We start from the raw sequence: 14747 nt of genomic DNA, 5'->3' as shown, positions 1-14747 counted from the left end.
CCGTCAACCATGTTTACAAAACCACACTGTTGAAGGCCAGATCAGCAACCTAAGGCAGTGAACGGGCGAGGCGATGGATCCATGAATCTAGCAGATATGCTGACTTTTGCTGATATTGGCCAGCTTAATCGAATAGCAGACTACTATCAATGTGAATGCAAGCCTAATTCCAAACATGAACTCATCCAGAGCATCCTCACAACATTGGGTAGTAAACCTTTCTTTGAGCAACAGATACGTCAATTGAACCAGGCAGATCAACGGTTTTTAAATAACCTGTTATTTGATCCCCGCCAATTTTATGGTATGGAGGAGCTCATCGCCATAGCCCGTCAATCGATGGACAAAAAGGAGAGTGAGGCAGGCTCAAGTCCTCGAGATCTCATTATTCGCTTTACCAAAAGCGGATGGTTGTTCAATGGAACTACACAGCAGACCAGATACCTCTATCAAGTGCCTAAAGACTTGAAACTGAGGTTCAGAGATGTGTTATCTACTCATTTACGTGCAGGTATTGTTAAATCGACAGAACCGTCCATGTATCGAGAGGAATATCATCTGATGGCAGACGATATGAAGTTGTTTCTGAAATTTGTGCAACAATATGAGATCGCTGTGAATGCCGAAGGGATGATGTACCGACGCTCACAGCAGCAACTTATGGAGCATCTGCATATCTCTGAGGAACTGGTAGGCAAAGCGGGGTGGCGCTTCGGATATGGTCGTTCGTTTAAGGATTACCCGGATCGATTCGCACTGCTGTATGATTATGCCTTTCATCACCGATTGATTCGAGAAGAACAGGGGTGTCTCAGGCTGACAGGGTCTGGTGAAGAGAAACTGGGGGCCGAGAAAACAGCCGAAATGATACAGCTGTTTCGGTTTTGGTTAAGACTTTATAAAGGTGCTATTCCAAATCTGTCCTCGATTGTGTACTGGACAGGAGAATGTGCCGAGAATTGGTCTACGATGGAATCTCTTTTTCAGCAAATTGGCCCGTTTATCCAGCCGTTTTACTATGACACCGCTGAAGATATCTATGATAAGCGGATCATTAAAATGATGCTGCATCTAGGCTTGATCCGTGCAGGTGAGCATGAACAAGGAAGAGTTGTGCAGATGACGGCTTGGGGATCAAAGCTTGCTGCTTCTTGCCGCTCCATCTCGGCTGATGTTACCCCTATTGTATTTGACAAGTGAAGGACAAGTTGCTACAATCACTCCCAAATTAAGGAGTGATACGAATGATAATCCCATACAATGGTATAAAGCCAGTGTTACACCCTTCCGTATATATGGCGGAGGGCTCGAAATTGATAGGTGATCTGCAAATGGACGAGGATTCTACCGTTTGGTTCAATGCAGTCCTGCGAGCCGATTTGGCACCTATTATTATTGGAAAGCGCTGTAATATTCAAGATAATGCTGTAGGACATGTTAACGCTGATCAACCTCTAATTCTGGGAGATGATGTCTCTGTAGGACATGCTGCAATCATTCATGGTTGTACCATCGGAACAGGGGCATTGATCGGAATGGGGGCCATTGTACTTAATGGTGGTCAAATCGGTGAGTACTCACTGATTGGAGCCGGTTCTGTGGTAACTGAAAATAGTAAAATTCCGCCCTATACTCTCGCTTTGGGGACACCTGCCAAAGTGATTCGTGCATTGACTGAAGCCGATCTAGAGCGGATGTCGAGAACTTCACTCGGTTATGTAATCAAAGGAAGAGAATATAGGAGCTCTTAAATCCGTTTTGGAGGTGCATCCTATTGGATAAAATGAAAGTTACGTATGAAGTCATGTTGGGGCTGGCGGCTGAGATGGTTTGGGACGAGGCGCTTCGCAAACAGAAGAGTGAAAAGCTTTATTTGGAAATCGACAAAGCGTTAGCTACCGGAGACGAAGTAGCTTTCCGAAGTCTGACGGATGAACTGAGGACGATCAATTAACGGATCTATTACGAACCATATAAATGAAAAGTCGGATAATAAGGGAGTGCGCAGTCGCGCATTCCTTTTTTATATTTTAATATTAACTTAAAAATTGAATGAATATCTGGCTTTATAACATATGCTCATATATAATATGGGAATAAAATGGATAGGAAGGGGATATAGGGAATTGAAATTCAGTGAGATGAATCAAAACAGCTGGGCTGAACTACAACTCTATCTGGATACATGCCTTGTTCCGTTCACGGCTATGAGCGGCAAACAGTCACCGGTTGAAGCGACTGAAGCACTGGAAAGGCTAAGAGATTTTCTGGATACGGTTGAGATTCCTTTTAAAGGTAGAATTATGACATACCCAGCCTATCACTACATAAGCTCGGAAATGTCAATGACATTAAATACCTTGTCGACTGAACTCAAAGCTTCAGGATTCAAGTATGTAGTAATTATGTCAGCGGATGGATCTTTTGTAGGCATGGATATTCCAGCCGCGGATTTACTTTTGAGCCAAAAGGATATAGCTCAGCAACTCGAGGAAGGAACTATTGCCCGACATGTTGGGGAATGCATTCGAGATCTATGGAAAAGGTGACATCTTGATGACAAATGTGACAAATTTCCAACAGTTTTTTAACAACGCTTACAATTGAACCTTAAAAATGTGTGACAAATTCTTGACGGTGTTCTAGGCCTACTATATGATTATGTATGTTCTAGTAAGTCGTGGAATTTATGATAATGAAAACGATTGAGAGAGTTGGCTGAAAAAGGGGGTTGGAGACAGTATGAGCAGTGAGCATGACCAGCACGAAGCCTCGATGAAACCGCCGAGCAAATTGGAAATGTCGCGCAGGCAGTTTTTGACGTACACGCTTGGTGGAGCTACAGCCTACATGGCCGCCGGTGCAATTCTTCCTATGGTCCGTTTTGCGGTGGACCCAATTTTGCAGCACAAGGGAGAAGGAACCTCTGTCAAAGTAGCTGAGATCAGCAAAATTACAAATGAACCTCAAGAATTTACGTTTGAACTGAAACAACAGGATGGCTGGTATTTGAGTAATGCTTCGTTGGTGGCTTGGATTCGCAAGGACGAACAAGGGAAAATTTATGCGCTTTCACCTATCTGTAAACATTTGGGATGTACAGTAGGATGGAACAGTGACAAAAATTACCCGAATGAGTACCATTGCCCATGCCACGGCGCGCACTATGACAAGGAAGGAAAAAATCTTGCCGTAGCCCCGAAACCATTGGATGAATATGTGGTTAAGGAGGAACAGGGTTGGGTTTATCTGGGCGAGATTGTTCCGAACACCCGAGTGAAATAGGAGGCGTGAACGCAGATGTTTAAAAATGTCTATGACTGGATTGACGAGCGTCTTGACATCACGCCAATATGGCGGGACGTTGCGGATCATGAAGTGCCAGAGCATGTAAACCCGGCGCATCACTTTTCCGCATTCGTATACTGTTTTGGCGGATTAACGTTCTTTATTACAGTTATTCAGATTCTGTCAGGAATGTTCCTGACGATGTACTACGTTCCTGATATTATTAACGCGTATGCAAGTGTTGAGTATTTGCAGACGAAAGTAGCTTTTGGTCAGATTGTCCGCGGTATGCACCATTGGGGAGCCAGTTTGGTTATCGTCATGATGTTCCTACATACGATGCGTGTATTCTTTACAGGCTCATACAAGGCTCCGCGTGAAATGAACTGGGTTGTCGGCATGTTGATTTTCTTCGTCATGCTCGGTCTAGGTCTGACAGGATATTTGTTGCCTTGGGATAACAAAGCTTATTTTGCAACAAAAGTAACGCTGGAGATTGCCAACACCGTACCTTGGCTTGGGCCGATCATCAAGGAATTCTTGCAAGGGGGAACGATCGTTGGTGCGCAGACACTGACACGATTCTTCGCATTGCATGTCTTCTTCCTCCCTGCGGTGCTTCTGGTGCTTCTGGTCGGACACTTTATCATGATCCGCAGACAGGGCATTTCGGGACCACTATAAACCAAAGAAGGGAGGAAACGTAATGGCTCACGGGCACAAGAGCAATGATGAGGAAAAAGTTATCTTTGTCGGTGATTCACGCGTCCGCAAAGGGTCGGGGTTCATTACTCCACCTGATTACACGGCTTATCCCGGCAAATCGGAAGCATTTATTCCTAACTTCTTGCTTAAAGAGTGGATGGTCGGGGTTGTTGTTCTGGTCGGCATTCTCGTGTTGACCATCTCGGAACCTGCACCTCTAGGTTATCCGGCTAATCCAAGTGCATCGGTTATCCCGATGCCAGACTGGTACTTTCTTTTCCTGTATCAGTATTTGAAATATCCTTATGCATCCGGAGATTATGTCCTGCTGGGCGTACTGGGTGTCAGCGGTGTCGCATTCGGAGCGCTGCTGCTGGCTCCTTTCCTGGATACGGGTAAAGAGCGTCGTTTCTACAAACGTCCAATTGCCACAGCTTTAATGCTACTGTCCGTAATCTCGGTATTCTATCTGACAAACGTAGCATGGACACACTACAAGCATGAGCTTGAAGCGTCAGGGCAGAAGCCAGAACATATCCAGCGGGAGGAAGAAGCTCTGGAGAAACATGAACAGGGTTTGCCAACTTCTAATGCACCTGGACAGCAGCAGGAAGAAGTCGCGATTGTTGACCAGGACGATCCTGCGATGGAAACGTATAAAAAGGCTGGATGTATTGGCTGTCATGCCACCGATATGAAAGGCCAAGGCAACGCACCTTCTCTTCGTGGCATCGGTGACAAGCACAGCCAGGAAGAGATTGTGACGATTATTAAAGACGGTTACAATGGAATGCCTCCAATGTATGACCAAGCTATAGCTCAAGGTGTTACTGATGACGAAATTACTCATCTAGCCGAATGGCTTGCGAAACAGAAGGCAGAACAGTAAAATCAAATTAATGAAAAAACCTGATCGTTATGCGGTCAGGTTTTTTGAAGTCTATTTTGATAATATCTGAAATTCGGTAATCGAGATGAAGTGTCCAGAATGAGTGAAGGAAGAAGGTGCGGTGTTCGTGGCTTTATCGTTTTTTTGGAGCAGGGAGTTTCTGACCAATCGGTATTTCCTGTGGCTTTTGTTCTGGTGTAATGCGCTTGGTACGGTATATGGCTACATCTGGTACGGTGAACAAATGAAATGGACTCTTGCCCATCAACCTGCGTGGCAGATCGTATTTGTGCCAGATAGCCCGACAGCAAGCTTGTTTTTTACATTAGCGCTGTTGTGGGTACTGTATCCTGTAAAGTCGGCAGTCCTGCAACGAATTGGACATATTATCCAGGCGCTCGCTGTAGTTACCTCTGTTAAATATGGCGTATGGGCTGTATCTATCATTTTTGCTGGCTGGTCTCAAGGAGGAGCACAGCACTGGCAGGACTGGATGCTGATCGCTTCCCATAGTGCCATGGCAATTGAAGCTCTGATATATGTACGCTTCTTTGGCTTCCGCTGGTTGTCATTGATTGTGGCAGGTCTCTGGACATTGTTGAATGATACGATGGATTATACATACGATATTTATCCGTGGTTGCCTGCAACGTTGTACCCGCATGTACAGGCTGTTCGCAATTTTACAGTTACGTTAACCATCGTGAGCATTCTTGCGGCTTGGCTTGCGTTAAGGCAGGCCAAACGGGCCTGAGTATACAAGCTTAGCTTGTTCTAACCAGCCATCCCTCGCCATACATTGATGATGGGAGGGATGTCCATGAAGAGAACATTCAGGAGTATAGCGGGATGGTTGACGGTATCACTCATGGCTCTGCTGCTTTGGACCAATGCTTCATACCGGGTATCCGCACTAAGTGGTGAATTAAAACCAAATGTGAATCAGGAAGTATCCTCAGCTTATACCATTGCACAATTAAACGAAGAGGCTACTGTCCTATATCGCAGGGTGCTCGAAAATAATATGGAGGAAGTACGTGCCAGCATTACGCGTATCGGGAATAGTCTGGCACATGTCTCATTTGAGGGTCAAACCTCTGTGGAGGGCATCCATGCGTTGTCCGAAACGGTGGTAGAAGTCAAGGAGGCTGCAGCTAAATTCAAAGGGGATAGACACTTACTTCAGCAGACCTCAGCCAAACTCAGACTTGCTGCAGACAGCCTAGCCAATCCGTCTAAACCGCTCTGGCTCCAGTATTATAAAATTGTGAAAAATGATCTGGATGCGTTATCACTGGCAGCTGATCAGAACAACGGTGCAGCAATTCTGGCTAATCGCTTTAGCGTGCTTGAAGAGCACTATGAAACGATCCGTCCAGCGGCGATTATTCGGCTTGAGCCATATCAGATCGCTCAAATGGATGCGTGGTTATCCCATCTCAAAGGGCTAACACATGCAAGGCAGTCTGATGGATCACAGCTCCGGAGCATGACTGTTCACGGCGAAGAATTAGTGAATCAATTGTTTGGACGTGAAAAGGATGAGAGTGCCTTTTTGCCTTATGTACAGGGTCCAGACCGCAGGGCAGCAGGGCTAGTGATTAGTTCTGTCATTGTTGCTACGCTAACTTATGCGGGATACCGCAAGTATCGTGCCCAGCAGCAGGATATTTTTACATATCGCCGCTAGTTAGTTTAGCCCAATTCCATCATGGTAAATGTAATATAATAAACAATGAAAACCTCTTGCCCCAAAGACGGTCGTTAGATTGACGTCTTGTCGTGGTAAGAGGTTTATTTCATGTCTCATATAGTAAGTGAATTCTCAGCTTTCTTTAAAACCTTCCCCGTGCACGTCGTGTACATCACTGATGATGACAAACGCTCTGGGGTCGATGGCACGTACGATCGTCTGTAATCTGCGAAATTCTTGCCTGGAAATAACACAGTAGGCCATATGTTTCGCTTGTTTCGAGTAAGCGCCGATGGCTGGAATGAGCGTAACACCGCGATCCATATCTTTGGTGATCTGATCGGCAATCTCGGGAGCATGATCGCTGATGATCATAAATGCACGGGCTGAATAGGCACCTTCCTGAATGAAATCGATCACTTTCGATGCAATAAACACAGCGACGAGTGTATACAGAATTTTTTCCTTGGGAATGTAAATGAGGGAAAGGCCAATGATTACAAAGTCGATACCTAACAGCACTCGTCCCATACTCCACCCATATTTTCGATTCAGGATACGCGCGATAATGTCGGAACCACCTGTCGTACCGCCCCAGCGGAACACGATGCCAAGCCCGGCTCCCAAGGTAACCCCAGCATATAATGCGGCCAAGAGAAGATCATTCTCGGTATGTAACGGTTCCATCCAGCCTTGATGAATCATTTTCTCAAACAGCCACAGAAATAAGGTCAACGCCCCAATCCCGACTCCGGTATAAATCATCTGTCTGCTACCGAGCACTTTGAGCCCGATCAGAAATAGTGGAACATTTAAAATAAGCGTGGTAAGGGATGGGGAAACCCCGAAGGCATAGTTAATCAACACGGTAACCCCGGTAAGCCCGCCCTCCATCAATTGGTTGGGGATAATAAAATAAAGAAGCCCAAAGGCATATAAAGCTGTACCCAACAGTATTGGGAGTACAAGTTTTAGTTGAACCCACGTTTTGGCAGTGCTCATAAGATACCTCTCTATACTTGAATTAGAATGAGGAAGTCATCATTCCCATCTTAGTATACCTGTTTATGTAGTCTTTAAAAATGATTTATGCCTGACATTAATATCGATTTGTACCGTATGATGGTGGAAGTAAACATCAATAACTGATATTATTAGGAACAAACACGACATCAGAATAGAAGGAGAACCTGCTCTCATGGAGAAAAGTATGGCGGAAATGCAGCGTGAGGTTGACCTCTATATATCTCAGTTTAAAGAGGGATATTTCAGTCCTCTGGCCATGCTGGCCCGGATGTCTGAAGAGGTTGGAGAGCTTGCCCGTGAAGTGAATCACGAGTTCGGAGAGAAACCGAAGAAAGCTTCCGAGGCTGCCAATTCAATTGAACTTGAGCTTGGTGACATTTTATTTATCACCATCTGCTTTGCAAACTCACTCGGTATTGATTTGGCTGAAGCGCATGACAAAGTTATGCATAAATTTAATACCCGCGACGCAAATCGGTGGACTCCAAAAAACACCGATTAGGCGTAGATTACATATGCTGTACCATCACCCGCACGGGGAGGGTCAGCTTGATGATGAAACCGCAAGATTATATGCAGCAGGCTTACCGCTGTATATTGCAAAATGATTTTGAGCAAGCCATTCGATGGTTCGAAGCGGCTATTCATGCTCACCCGGAACATGCCGAGTTGTATTATCGCTGTTCCATTACGCACGCCCGTAGCAAACATTTGCTTCCTGCACTCGAATATGCCCGCAAGGCAGTGGAACTATCCGAAGGTGCCGAAGAATATGTGCTTCATCTGCAGACACTTGAAGCGAAGCAACTTACAGTTAGATCCAAATTACTGCTTGAGCAGGCTGGAACAGAATCATGCAAGCCATATGTTGAGGCTTCCCAGCTTCTTAAAGAAGCCATTAGGCTGGATCCACTCTCTGTGGAGGCGCATGTGATGCTGGCTCTAGCTTACAGTGATCTGAATGAATATGAAAGTGCCCTTCAGGTGTTACAGGATGCAATTCTGCTTGATCCGCAGAACGGGCAGTTGTATCAGATGTTACAACAAACGAAGCAGCGTTTGAAATCGATGCAATAAGTGATCATCACAGTCAAGTATTACAATAATACAGACTGGATGAGATGCATGGGTCAGAACGATTAGATGAACTAACATAGTGAAGGAGATGCAGCCAAGATGAGTGAAGTGATAAGAGTTGCTGTGATCGGAGCGGCTGGACGAATGGGCCGTGAAGTTGTAAAACTGGTACTGCAAGACCCGGATTTGGAGCTTGCAGCCGCTGTCAACCGCTCCGGAGCAGGCACGGATGCAGGAACGCTGGTAGGACTGCCGGAGTGTGGCGTATTGGTAACCGATGATATCGAGATGGCTTTTGCTGAAACCAAACCACAGGTCATGGTTGACTTTACAGTGCCTCAATTTGCTTTTGCTCATACAGAGATTGCTATCCGCCATGGCGTAAGACCCGTCATGGGTGTTACCGGCTTCACGCCGGAGCAGATTGAACAGTTGGACAAGCAATGCCAGGAGAAAGGTATTGGCGGGCTAATCGCGCCTAATTTCTCAATTGGAGCCATTCTTATGATGCGTTTTGCAGCACAGGCAGCCAAACACATGCCTAACGTAGAGATCATTGAATACCATGGCGATCAGAAGCTGGATGCCCCTTCAGGAACAGCAATTAAAACAGCTGAATTGATTGCAGCCAATCGTGAAGAAATCCGTCAAGGCAATCCGAAAGAAGAAGAAACGATTGAAGGTGCGCGTGGTGGATATTATAACGGATTCCGCATTCACAGCGTGCGTTTGCCAGGTGTATTTGCACAGCAGGAGGTTGTATTCGGCGATTACGGACAGTCGCTGAAAATTCGTCATGATTCATATGAGCGTGCTGGTTATATGCCAGGAGTCAAGATTGGCGTACAAAAGGTGATGGAATATACAGGACTCGTTTACGGCTTTGACCACTTTATCGACTAAAGGAGATTGAAGATTGTCATGTTGAAAATCGCATTTATTGCCCATGATCGTAAAAAAGAAGAGATGGTAAACTTCGTGACTGCTTATGAGCCTGTGTTCACAGACCACCAATTATATTCCACAGGTACAACAGGTCTTCGTATCATGGAAGGTACATCCCTACAGATTCACCGTTTTGAATCCGGGCCGCTTGGGGGAGACCAACAGATTGGAGCGTTGGTTGCACAAAACGAGATGGATCTGATCATTTTCCTTCGTGATCCGTTAATGGCACAGCCCCACGAGCCGGACATTAATGCACTGCTTCGCCTGTGCGATGTTCAGGGAATTCCACTGGCTACCAATATTGCAACAGCCGAGATCCTTGTTAAAGCGCTTGACCGTGGCGATTTTGCTTGGAGGGAACTCGTACATAAGTATAAGCCGGACGCTGGATTGAATACAGGTGACTCTCAATGAGTCTCGATATTCTTATCTTCGGTGCACATGCGGACGATGCCGAGATTGGCATGGCTGGCACGATTGCGAAACATACGGCTGCCGGGTTAAAGGTAGGCGTATGCGACCTGACTCGTGCCGAGATGTCCTCCAACGGCACCGTGGAGCGCAGAACCGAGGAAGCGGAGCAAGCCTCACGCGTCCTCGGTCTTTCGTGTCGAACAAATCTCGGATTACCTGATCGTGGGCTGTATGTTACACCAGAACATGTAGAAGCAGTTACCGCTGAGATTCGCAGACATGCACCTCGAATTGTTTTTGCACCATACTGGGAGGATCGGCATCCCGATCATATTATGTGCAGTAAACTCGTGCAAGAAGCGGTATTTAATGCGAAGCTTCGAAATTATATGCCGGACATGCCAGCTGTACAAGTGAAGGAAACTTATTTTTACTTTATCAACGATATCGGTCCTACGGATTTGATTGTGGATATTACGGAACACTATGAACAAAAGGAAGCCTCGCTTCGCTGTTATCGATCTCAGTTCGAGCAGGGTGCAGGCATCGTATCTACACCGCTGAATCAAGGTTATATCGAGCGAGTGAGGGCACGTGATTCCTTACTTGGACAACGTAGCTTAATCCCGTTTGCAGAAGGATTTGCAACGATAACGCCTTATGTAGTGAAACGGTTTGGCATCTAATCTACCCCACATCTGTATATAGATAGAACCATATATTTACACTTGAACGGAGATGACAGAAAAAACCTGAAAAATCGAAGGCTCGCCTAAAAGCTTTCTGAAAGAAAGCTACTTCGTAAGCATAGGCTTAGTACCGAATTTTCCCCTTTAGCAAAAGGGAATCCAAAAAATCTGGGGATAACAGCGATTGGAAGGTAATTCTGTCATCGGAGTGGACGAGTAAATTATAATAAGCCAAGTTATATAAACAGACCAAAAACAAATCATGACATCAATCAATTTCCGTTGCATGATATCAACCTGCGATAAGCGGGAGATCAAAGGAGCGTCCAACCCGATGGATCAAAAGCTAAAAATCGGAATCACCTGTTATCCGTCTCTCGGAGGATCCGGGGTTGTCGCAACGGAACTCGGCAAATTGCTGGCCGAACAGGGACATCAGGTTCATTTTATTGCGAACAGCATTCCATTCAGATTAGGAAAGTTTCAGAAGAATATCTTTTACCATGAAGTAGAGGTTAACGATTATTACGTGTTTCGGTATCCTCCGTATGACCTGTCTTTAGCGACCAAAATGGCTCAGGTGGCAAAGGCGCAACAGCTAGACTTGCTACATGTTCACTATGCAGTGCCACATGCGGTATGCGCATTTCTCGCCAAACAGATGGTTGGAGACAACCTCAAAGTGGTGACAACTCTGCACGGAACGGATATCACGGTACTGGCTCAGGATGAATCATTGAAAGATCTGATCCGTCTTGCAATCAATGAAAGTGATGCGGTAACAGCTGTTTCTCAGGATTTGATTCGCGAAACGGTTGAACTGCTCGATATTCAGCGTCCAATTGACCTGACCTATAATTTTATAGATAAACGTGTCTACTATCCAAGAGATGCAGCGAGTCTGCGCCGTGATTTTGCTGCCCCTCATGAAAAAATATTGATGCATATCTCGAACTTCCGTCCAGTCAAGCGAACACAAGACGTAGTGGAAGTATTCCGTCAAGTTCAGGAGCAGGTTCCCGCGAAATTGTTGTTTGTGGGTGAAGGCCCGGACTTGCCTAAAATTCAGTGTAAAATTAAAGAACTCGGCTTGAGTGAAAAGGTTCATTTCCTGGGAAGACAGGATGATGTTGCTCAGGTGTTATCGATGGCCGACATTTTAATGCTTCCATCCGAGAAAGAGAGCTTTGGACTGGTGGCACTTGAAGCGATGGCATGTGGTGTACCTACGATTGGTTCAGAGGCTGGCGGTATTCCAGAACTTGTTTTGCATGGGAAAACAGGATTCCTCTCTCCGATCGGGGATACCAAGTCTATGGCTGAGAATGCGATTCGTCTTCTGACGAATGAGCGTTTGGCTGCGGATATCCGGGAGGCTTGCCTTCATCGTGCACATCATGATTTCTGTAACGACTCCATTCGGCAGGAATATGAAAAGATATATTACCGTGTGCTTGGAAGAGAAATCCCCAGTCTCAATCCCGTTTGCGGTTAAGCATGGGGGAACCACAGCAGGCAAGAGAAGAGGTGATATGTGGTGGTTCAATGGACACAAGCAGATGATAAAATGGCAAAAGAAAGTGAGAATGTCCTTGCTCGATTAAATGAACATGGTTTTGAGGCCTATTGGGTCGGCGGGTGTGTTCGGGATGAAATGCTAGGTCGTGCCGTGGATGACATGGACATTACGACCTCTGCTTCTCCCGAGCAAGTTATGGCTCTCTTTGATGATTGTATTCCTACAGGATTGCAGCACGGGACCGTGACGGTTCGCTCTGGCGGCTATTACTTTGAAGTGACGACTTTTCGGACAGAGTCGGAATATCAGGATAATCGTAGGCCTGCAGCGGTGCAGTTTGTTCAAGACATCAAGGAAGATTTAGAGCGGCGTGATTTCACCATGAATGCTCTTGCAATGGACGCGAAGGGAGCTATAGTTGACCCTTTTGGCGGACAAGTTGATATTAAACAAGAGCTTGTGCGTTGTGTAGGCCTGGCGGTTGAGCGTTTTGGTGAGGATGCTCTGCGTATGTTGCGCTGCGTTCGGTTCGCTTCCGTCTTTAATTTCAGGATTGCGTACAATACTTGGAAGGGACTCGTTGATCAACGCGAACTGCTCCGGCATATTGCGATGGAACGGGTTCGTACCGAGATGGTAAAAATGATGGCAGGTCCTCATCCGCTCAAGGGATTGGAATTGTTATTTCGCAGCAGAGCGCTAGAGTATGTCAAAGCACCAGTGGATTCTTCCAGGTTCAATAAAGATTTGTTAACTGGCTTGCAACATTTGACAGGAGGACATGTGTTGCTTCGATGGTCATGTGTGTTGCTGGCTGGTGGATACAACCGGGAAGAAGCAGACAAGTTATTGCGGCTGTGGACATTTTCCAATGAACAACGTGTTCGAATTACGGGTGTGCTCCAGATGGAGCAACTGGTGACTGATTTTGTGGAGCAGTGCGAAGATGATCAAGGGCTGCGGGAAAACTGGATTGTGTCCGTACTCCATTGTGGTGCTCAGGCGGCTAACGACTGGCTGCTCTTGGAAGAGCAATTGCCGAAACAGTGGCGTGAAGGTTCTGAACAGACACATGATCGACTCGTTAAAGTTCAAACTCTCGCGGCAGACTGGAGCCGATCCATGCCAGTCCACGCAATAAAAGAACTCGAAATCACCGGTGAACAGGTGTTGCAATTAGTGGAGCGCAAAGGTGGACCTTGGCTCGGAAAACTCATGAAACATCTGCTCAGGGAAACGGCGATTGGAAATATAAAGAATCAGTATGAAACACTAAGTGCTGAAGTGAAACGGGTGGCTGCGAATGACCAAGCATGAGGACTTATTACATATGTTACTTCATGCTGACGGACAATTTGTGTCAGGCGAAGAGATTAGCCGGCAATTGTCCATCAGTCGAACCGCGGTATGGAAACATGTCAATAAATTACGGGAGATGGGTTATGAGTTTGAAGCCGTTTCCCGTAGAGGGTACCGTCTGGTCACGAGACCCGAAAGCATTGATGAGACAGCTCTCCAACTTGCTCTGAAGACGACGACATTTGGCCGTAAAGCGATCATGCTGTCCTCAACGTCATCTACACAGGCTGATGTTCTTAAGCTGGCAGAAGAGGGCGAGAGTGAGGGCGCGGTGGTTTTCGCTGAAGAACAGACTGGCGGCAGAGGGCGTTTCGGCCGCAAGTGGTTCTCCCCTCCTGGAAAAGGGATCTGGATGAGCGTGCTGCTACGCCCCGAATTACCGTTGCAACATACGCCCCAGCTTACCCTTATGACTGGTGTAGCTGTATGTCGAGCGATTCGAGCTTATACTGGTGCAGAGGCTGGCATCAAATGGCCGAATGACTTGTTGATTAATGACCGTAAGATATGTGGCATTTTACTTGAATCTGCGGTGGAAGATCATCAGGTTCGATATTGCATTGCGGGCATTGGCGTAGATGTAAATTTCGATTCTCAGGATTATCCGGAAGACTTGCAACAGATTGCCACCTCGATTCAGATTGAAACAGGGCAAGCTATTGATCGGACGGGGCTGGCAGCCGCTATTTTAACGGAAATGGAACATCTTTATTTTTTATATCAAAAAGAGGGATTTGGAGTTATATCTTCACTATGGGAAGCGTTGTCCGTTTCGTTAAATCGAAAGGTGACTGTTACCAATCCTCACGGTGTGATTGAGGGAACAGCTGTAGGGCTGGACTCTTCGGGAGCACTGGTAGTTGAGAAGCAGGATGGGGTACGCGAACTGATCATATCTGGCGAAGTGACTTGGAAAAGCTGATATTTTGTCGAAAACTCTTGAATGATCTCGAACATAAGACGTGAACTTTGAGCAGAACTTTGGTATACTGTTTTCGTGAGGCGGTATCGGGCTGTAAAGACCGAGCTGCACTCCGATGAGCAGTAACCTTAGTTCTGCTTGATGCGTTTTACGTAGACAAGTAGGACAGCAATAGCAAGGGAAAAATGGAATAAGAACAAATGTGTTGTTGGATTCTG

18 protein-coding genes are annotated in these 14747 nt (G+C 46.1%); 17 read left to right on the top strand and 1 reads right to left on the bottom strand.

Annotated elements, in window-relative coordinates:
- Nucleotides 1-81 precede the first annotated feature (81 nt).
- The 9 genes from M3629_RS10715 to M3629_RS10675 all read left to right on the top strand — a co-directional run bounded on the left by M3629_RS10715 (nt 82) and on the right by M3629_RS10675 (nt 6572).
- Nucleotides 82-1200, top strand: a complete 1119-nt coding sequence (locus M3629_RS10715; protein ID WP_251505683.1) for a hypothetical protein — start codon at nt 82-84, stop codon at nt 1198-1200.
- Between the two features lie 44 nt (nt 1201-1244).
- Nucleotides 1245-1751, top strand: a complete 507-nt coding sequence (locus tag M3629_RS10710) for a gamma carbonic anhydrase family protein (RefSeq protein WP_251505679.1) — start codon at nt 1245-1247, stop codon at nt 1749-1751.
- A gap of 23 nt (nt 1752-1774) precedes the next feature.
- A complete protein-coding gene (locus M3629_RS10705; protein WP_090917186.1) occupies nt 1775-1954 on the top strand; it encodes an IDEAL domain-containing protein in 180 nt (59 codons plus the stop codon).
- Between the two features lie 172 nt (nt 1955-2126).
- Nucleotides 2127-2549: a DUF2487 family protein gene (locus M3629_RS10700; protein WP_251505677.1), complete on the top strand. Its 423-nt coding sequence runs from the start codon at nt 2127-2129 to the stop codon at nt 2547-2549.
- 193 nt (nt 2550-2742) lie between these two features.
- On the top strand, nt 2743-3285 hold the full coding sequence (locus M3629_RS10695) for a ubiquinol-cytochrome c reductase iron-sulfur subunit (protein WP_090917182.1): 543 nt from the start codon (nt 2743-2745) through the stop codon (nt 3283-3285).
- A 15-nt stretch (nt 3286-3300) separates the two neighbouring features.
- Nucleotides 3301-3972 carry a menaquinol-cytochrome c reductase cytochrome b subunit gene (gene qcrB, locus M3629_RS10690; protein ID WP_017687726.1) on the top strand — a complete coding sequence of 224 codons (672 nt, stop codon included), beginning with the start codon at nt 3301-3303 and terminating at the stop codon, nt 3970-3972.
- Between the two features lie 22 nt (nt 3973-3994).
- A complete protein-coding gene (locus tag M3629_RS10685) occupies nt 3995-4882 on the top strand; it encodes a menaquinol-cytochrome c reductase cytochrome b/c subunit (RefSeq protein WP_251505674.1) in 888 nt (295 codons plus the stop codon).
- 127 nt (nt 4883-5009) lie between these two features.
- Complete coding sequence (locus M3629_RS10680) at nt 5010-5636, top strand: DUF1405 domain-containing protein (protein WP_251505672.1); 627 nt, start codon at nt 5010-5012, stop codon at nt 5634-5636.
- Between the two features lie 66 nt (nt 5637-5702).
- Nucleotides 5703-6572, top strand: a complete 870-nt coding sequence (locus M3629_RS10675) for a sporulation protein YpjB (RefSeq protein ID WP_251505670.1) — start codon at nt 5703-5705, stop codon at nt 6570-6572.
- 135 nt (nt 6573-6707) lie between these two features.
- On the opposite strand, the gene M3629_RS10670 is transcribed toward M3629_RS10675, so the two are convergent.
- Complete coding sequence (locus M3629_RS10670; protein ID WP_251505668.1) at nt 6708-7577, bottom strand: YitT family protein; 870 nt, start codon at nt 7575-7577, stop codon at nt 6708-6710.
- Between the two features lie 196 nt (nt 7578-7773).
- Here M3629_RS10670 and M3629_RS10665 point away from each other — a divergent pair, with 196 nt between their 5' ends.
- The 8 genes from M3629_RS10665 (at nt 7774) to M3629_RS10630 (ending at nt 14529) form a co-directional block, all read left to right on the top strand.
- On the top strand, nt 7774-8103 hold the full coding sequence (locus M3629_RS10665; RefSeq protein WP_090917174.1) for a nucleotide pyrophosphohydrolase: 330 nt from the start codon (nt 7774-7776) through the stop codon (nt 8101-8103).
- A gap of 50 nt (nt 8104-8153) precedes the next feature.
- Nucleotides 8154-8678, top strand: a complete 525-nt coding sequence (locus M3629_RS10660; RefSeq protein ID WP_251505665.1) for a tetratricopeptide repeat protein — start codon at nt 8154-8156, stop codon at nt 8676-8678.
- A 99-nt stretch (nt 8679-8777) separates the two neighbouring features.
- A complete protein-coding gene (gene dapB / locus M3629_RS10655) occupies nt 8778-9581 on the top strand; it encodes a 4-hydroxy-tetrahydrodipicolinate reductase (protein ID WP_251505662.1) in 804 nt (267 codons plus the stop codon).
- 18 nt (nt 9582-9599) lie between these two features.
- Nucleotides 9600-10040 (top strand): methylglyoxal synthase, encoded by a 441-nt coding sequence (gene mgsA / locus M3629_RS10650; RefSeq protein ID WP_090917168.1) that lies wholly within the window; start codon nt 9600-9602, stop codon nt 10038-10040.
- A complete protein-coding gene (bshB1, locus tag M3629_RS10645) occupies nt 10037-10726 on the top strand; it encodes a bacillithiol biosynthesis deacetylase BshB1 (RefSeq protein ID WP_251505659.1) in 690 nt (229 codons plus the stop codon). Before mgsA ends, bshB1 begins: the two co-directional genes overlap by 4 nt.
- A gap of 337 nt (nt 10727-11063) precedes the next feature.
- Nucleotides 11064-12224 (top strand): N-acetyl-alpha-D-glucosaminyl L-malate synthase BshA, encoded by a 1161-nt coding sequence (gene bshA, locus M3629_RS10640; protein WP_251505656.1) that lies wholly within the window; start codon nt 11064-11066, stop codon nt 12222-12224.
- A gap of 42 nt (nt 12225-12266) precedes the next feature.
- Entirely contained in the window at nt 12267-13565 is a 1299-nt protein-coding gene (locus tag M3629_RS10635; protein ID WP_251505654.1) for a CCA tRNA nucleotidyltransferase, read from the top strand.
- Entirely contained in the window at nt 13552-14529 is a 978-nt protein-coding gene (locus M3629_RS10630; RefSeq protein WP_251505651.1) for a biotin--[acetyl-CoA-carboxylase] ligase, read from the top strand. The genes M3629_RS10635 and M3629_RS10630 overlap by 14 nt, the downstream gene beginning before the upstream one ends.
- Nucleotides 14530-14747: the final 218 nt, after the last annotated feature.

Origin of the sequence: Paenibacillus polysaccharolyticus, assembly GCF_023714295.1 — a bacterium.
In the GTDB taxonomy this organism is placed as follows: domain Bacteria; phylum Bacillota; class Bacilli; order Paenibacillales; family Paenibacillaceae; genus Paenibacillus; species Paenibacillus polysaccharolyticus_A.
Note: the sequence above shows the minus strand (reverse complement) of the source record. Positions and strands in the feature narration are given on the sequence as shown.

Excerpts from the sequence above, each read along its gene's own strand:
- M3629_RS10715 (WP_251505683.1), top strand. The coding sequence starts at position 82 with ATGAATCTAGCAGATATGCTGACTTTTGCTGATATTGGCCAGCTTAAT.
- M3629_RS10710 (WP_251505679.1), top strand. The coding sequence starts at position 1,245 with ATGATAATCCCATACAATGGTATAAAGCCAGTGTTACACCCTTCCGTA.
- M3629_RS10695 (WP_090917182.1), top strand. The coding sequence starts at position 2,743 with ATGAGCAGTGAGCATGACCAGCACGAAGCCTCGATGAAACCGCCGAGC.
- qcrB (WP_017687726.1), top strand. The coding sequence starts at position 3,301 with ATGTTTAAAAATGTCTATGACTGGATTGACGAGCGTCTTGACATCACG.
- M3629_RS10685 (WP_251505674.1), top strand. The coding sequence starts at position 3,995 with ATGGCTCACGGGCACAAGAGCAATGATGAGGAAAAAGTTATCTTTGTC.
- M3629_RS10675 (WP_251505670.1), top strand. The coding sequence starts at position 5,703 with ATGAAGAGAACATTCAGGAGTATAGCGGGATGGTTGACGGTATCACTC.
- M3629_RS10670 (WP_251505668.1), bottom strand. The coding sequence starts at position 7,577 with ATGAGCACTGCCAAAACGTGGGTTCAACTAAAACTTGTACTCCCAATA.
- M3629_RS10665 (WP_090917174.1), top strand. The coding sequence starts at position 7,774 with ATGGAGAAAAGTATGGCGGAAATGCAGCGTGAGGTTGACCTCTATATA.
- M3629_RS10660 (WP_251505665.1), top strand. The coding sequence starts at position 8,154 with ATGATGAAACCGCAAGATTATATGCAGCAGGCTTACCGCTGTATATTG.
- dapB (WP_251505662.1), top strand. The coding sequence starts at position 8,778 with ATGAGTGAAGTGATAAGAGTTGCTGTGATCGGAGCGGCTGGACGAATG.
- mgsA (WP_090917168.1), top strand. The coding sequence starts at position 9,600 with ATGTTGAAAATCGCATTTATTGCCCATGATCGTAAAAAAGAAGAGATG.
- bshB1 (WP_251505659.1), top strand. The coding sequence starts at position 10,037 with ATGAGTCTCGATATTCTTATCTTCGGTGCACATGCGGACGATGCCGAG.
- bshA (WP_251505656.1), top strand. The coding sequence starts at position 11,064 with ATGGATCAAAAGCTAAAAATCGGAATCACCTGTTATCCGTCTCTCGGA.
- M3629_RS10630 (WP_251505651.1), top strand. The coding sequence starts at position 13,552 with ATGACCAAGCATGAGGACTTATTACATATGTTACTTCATGCTGACGGA.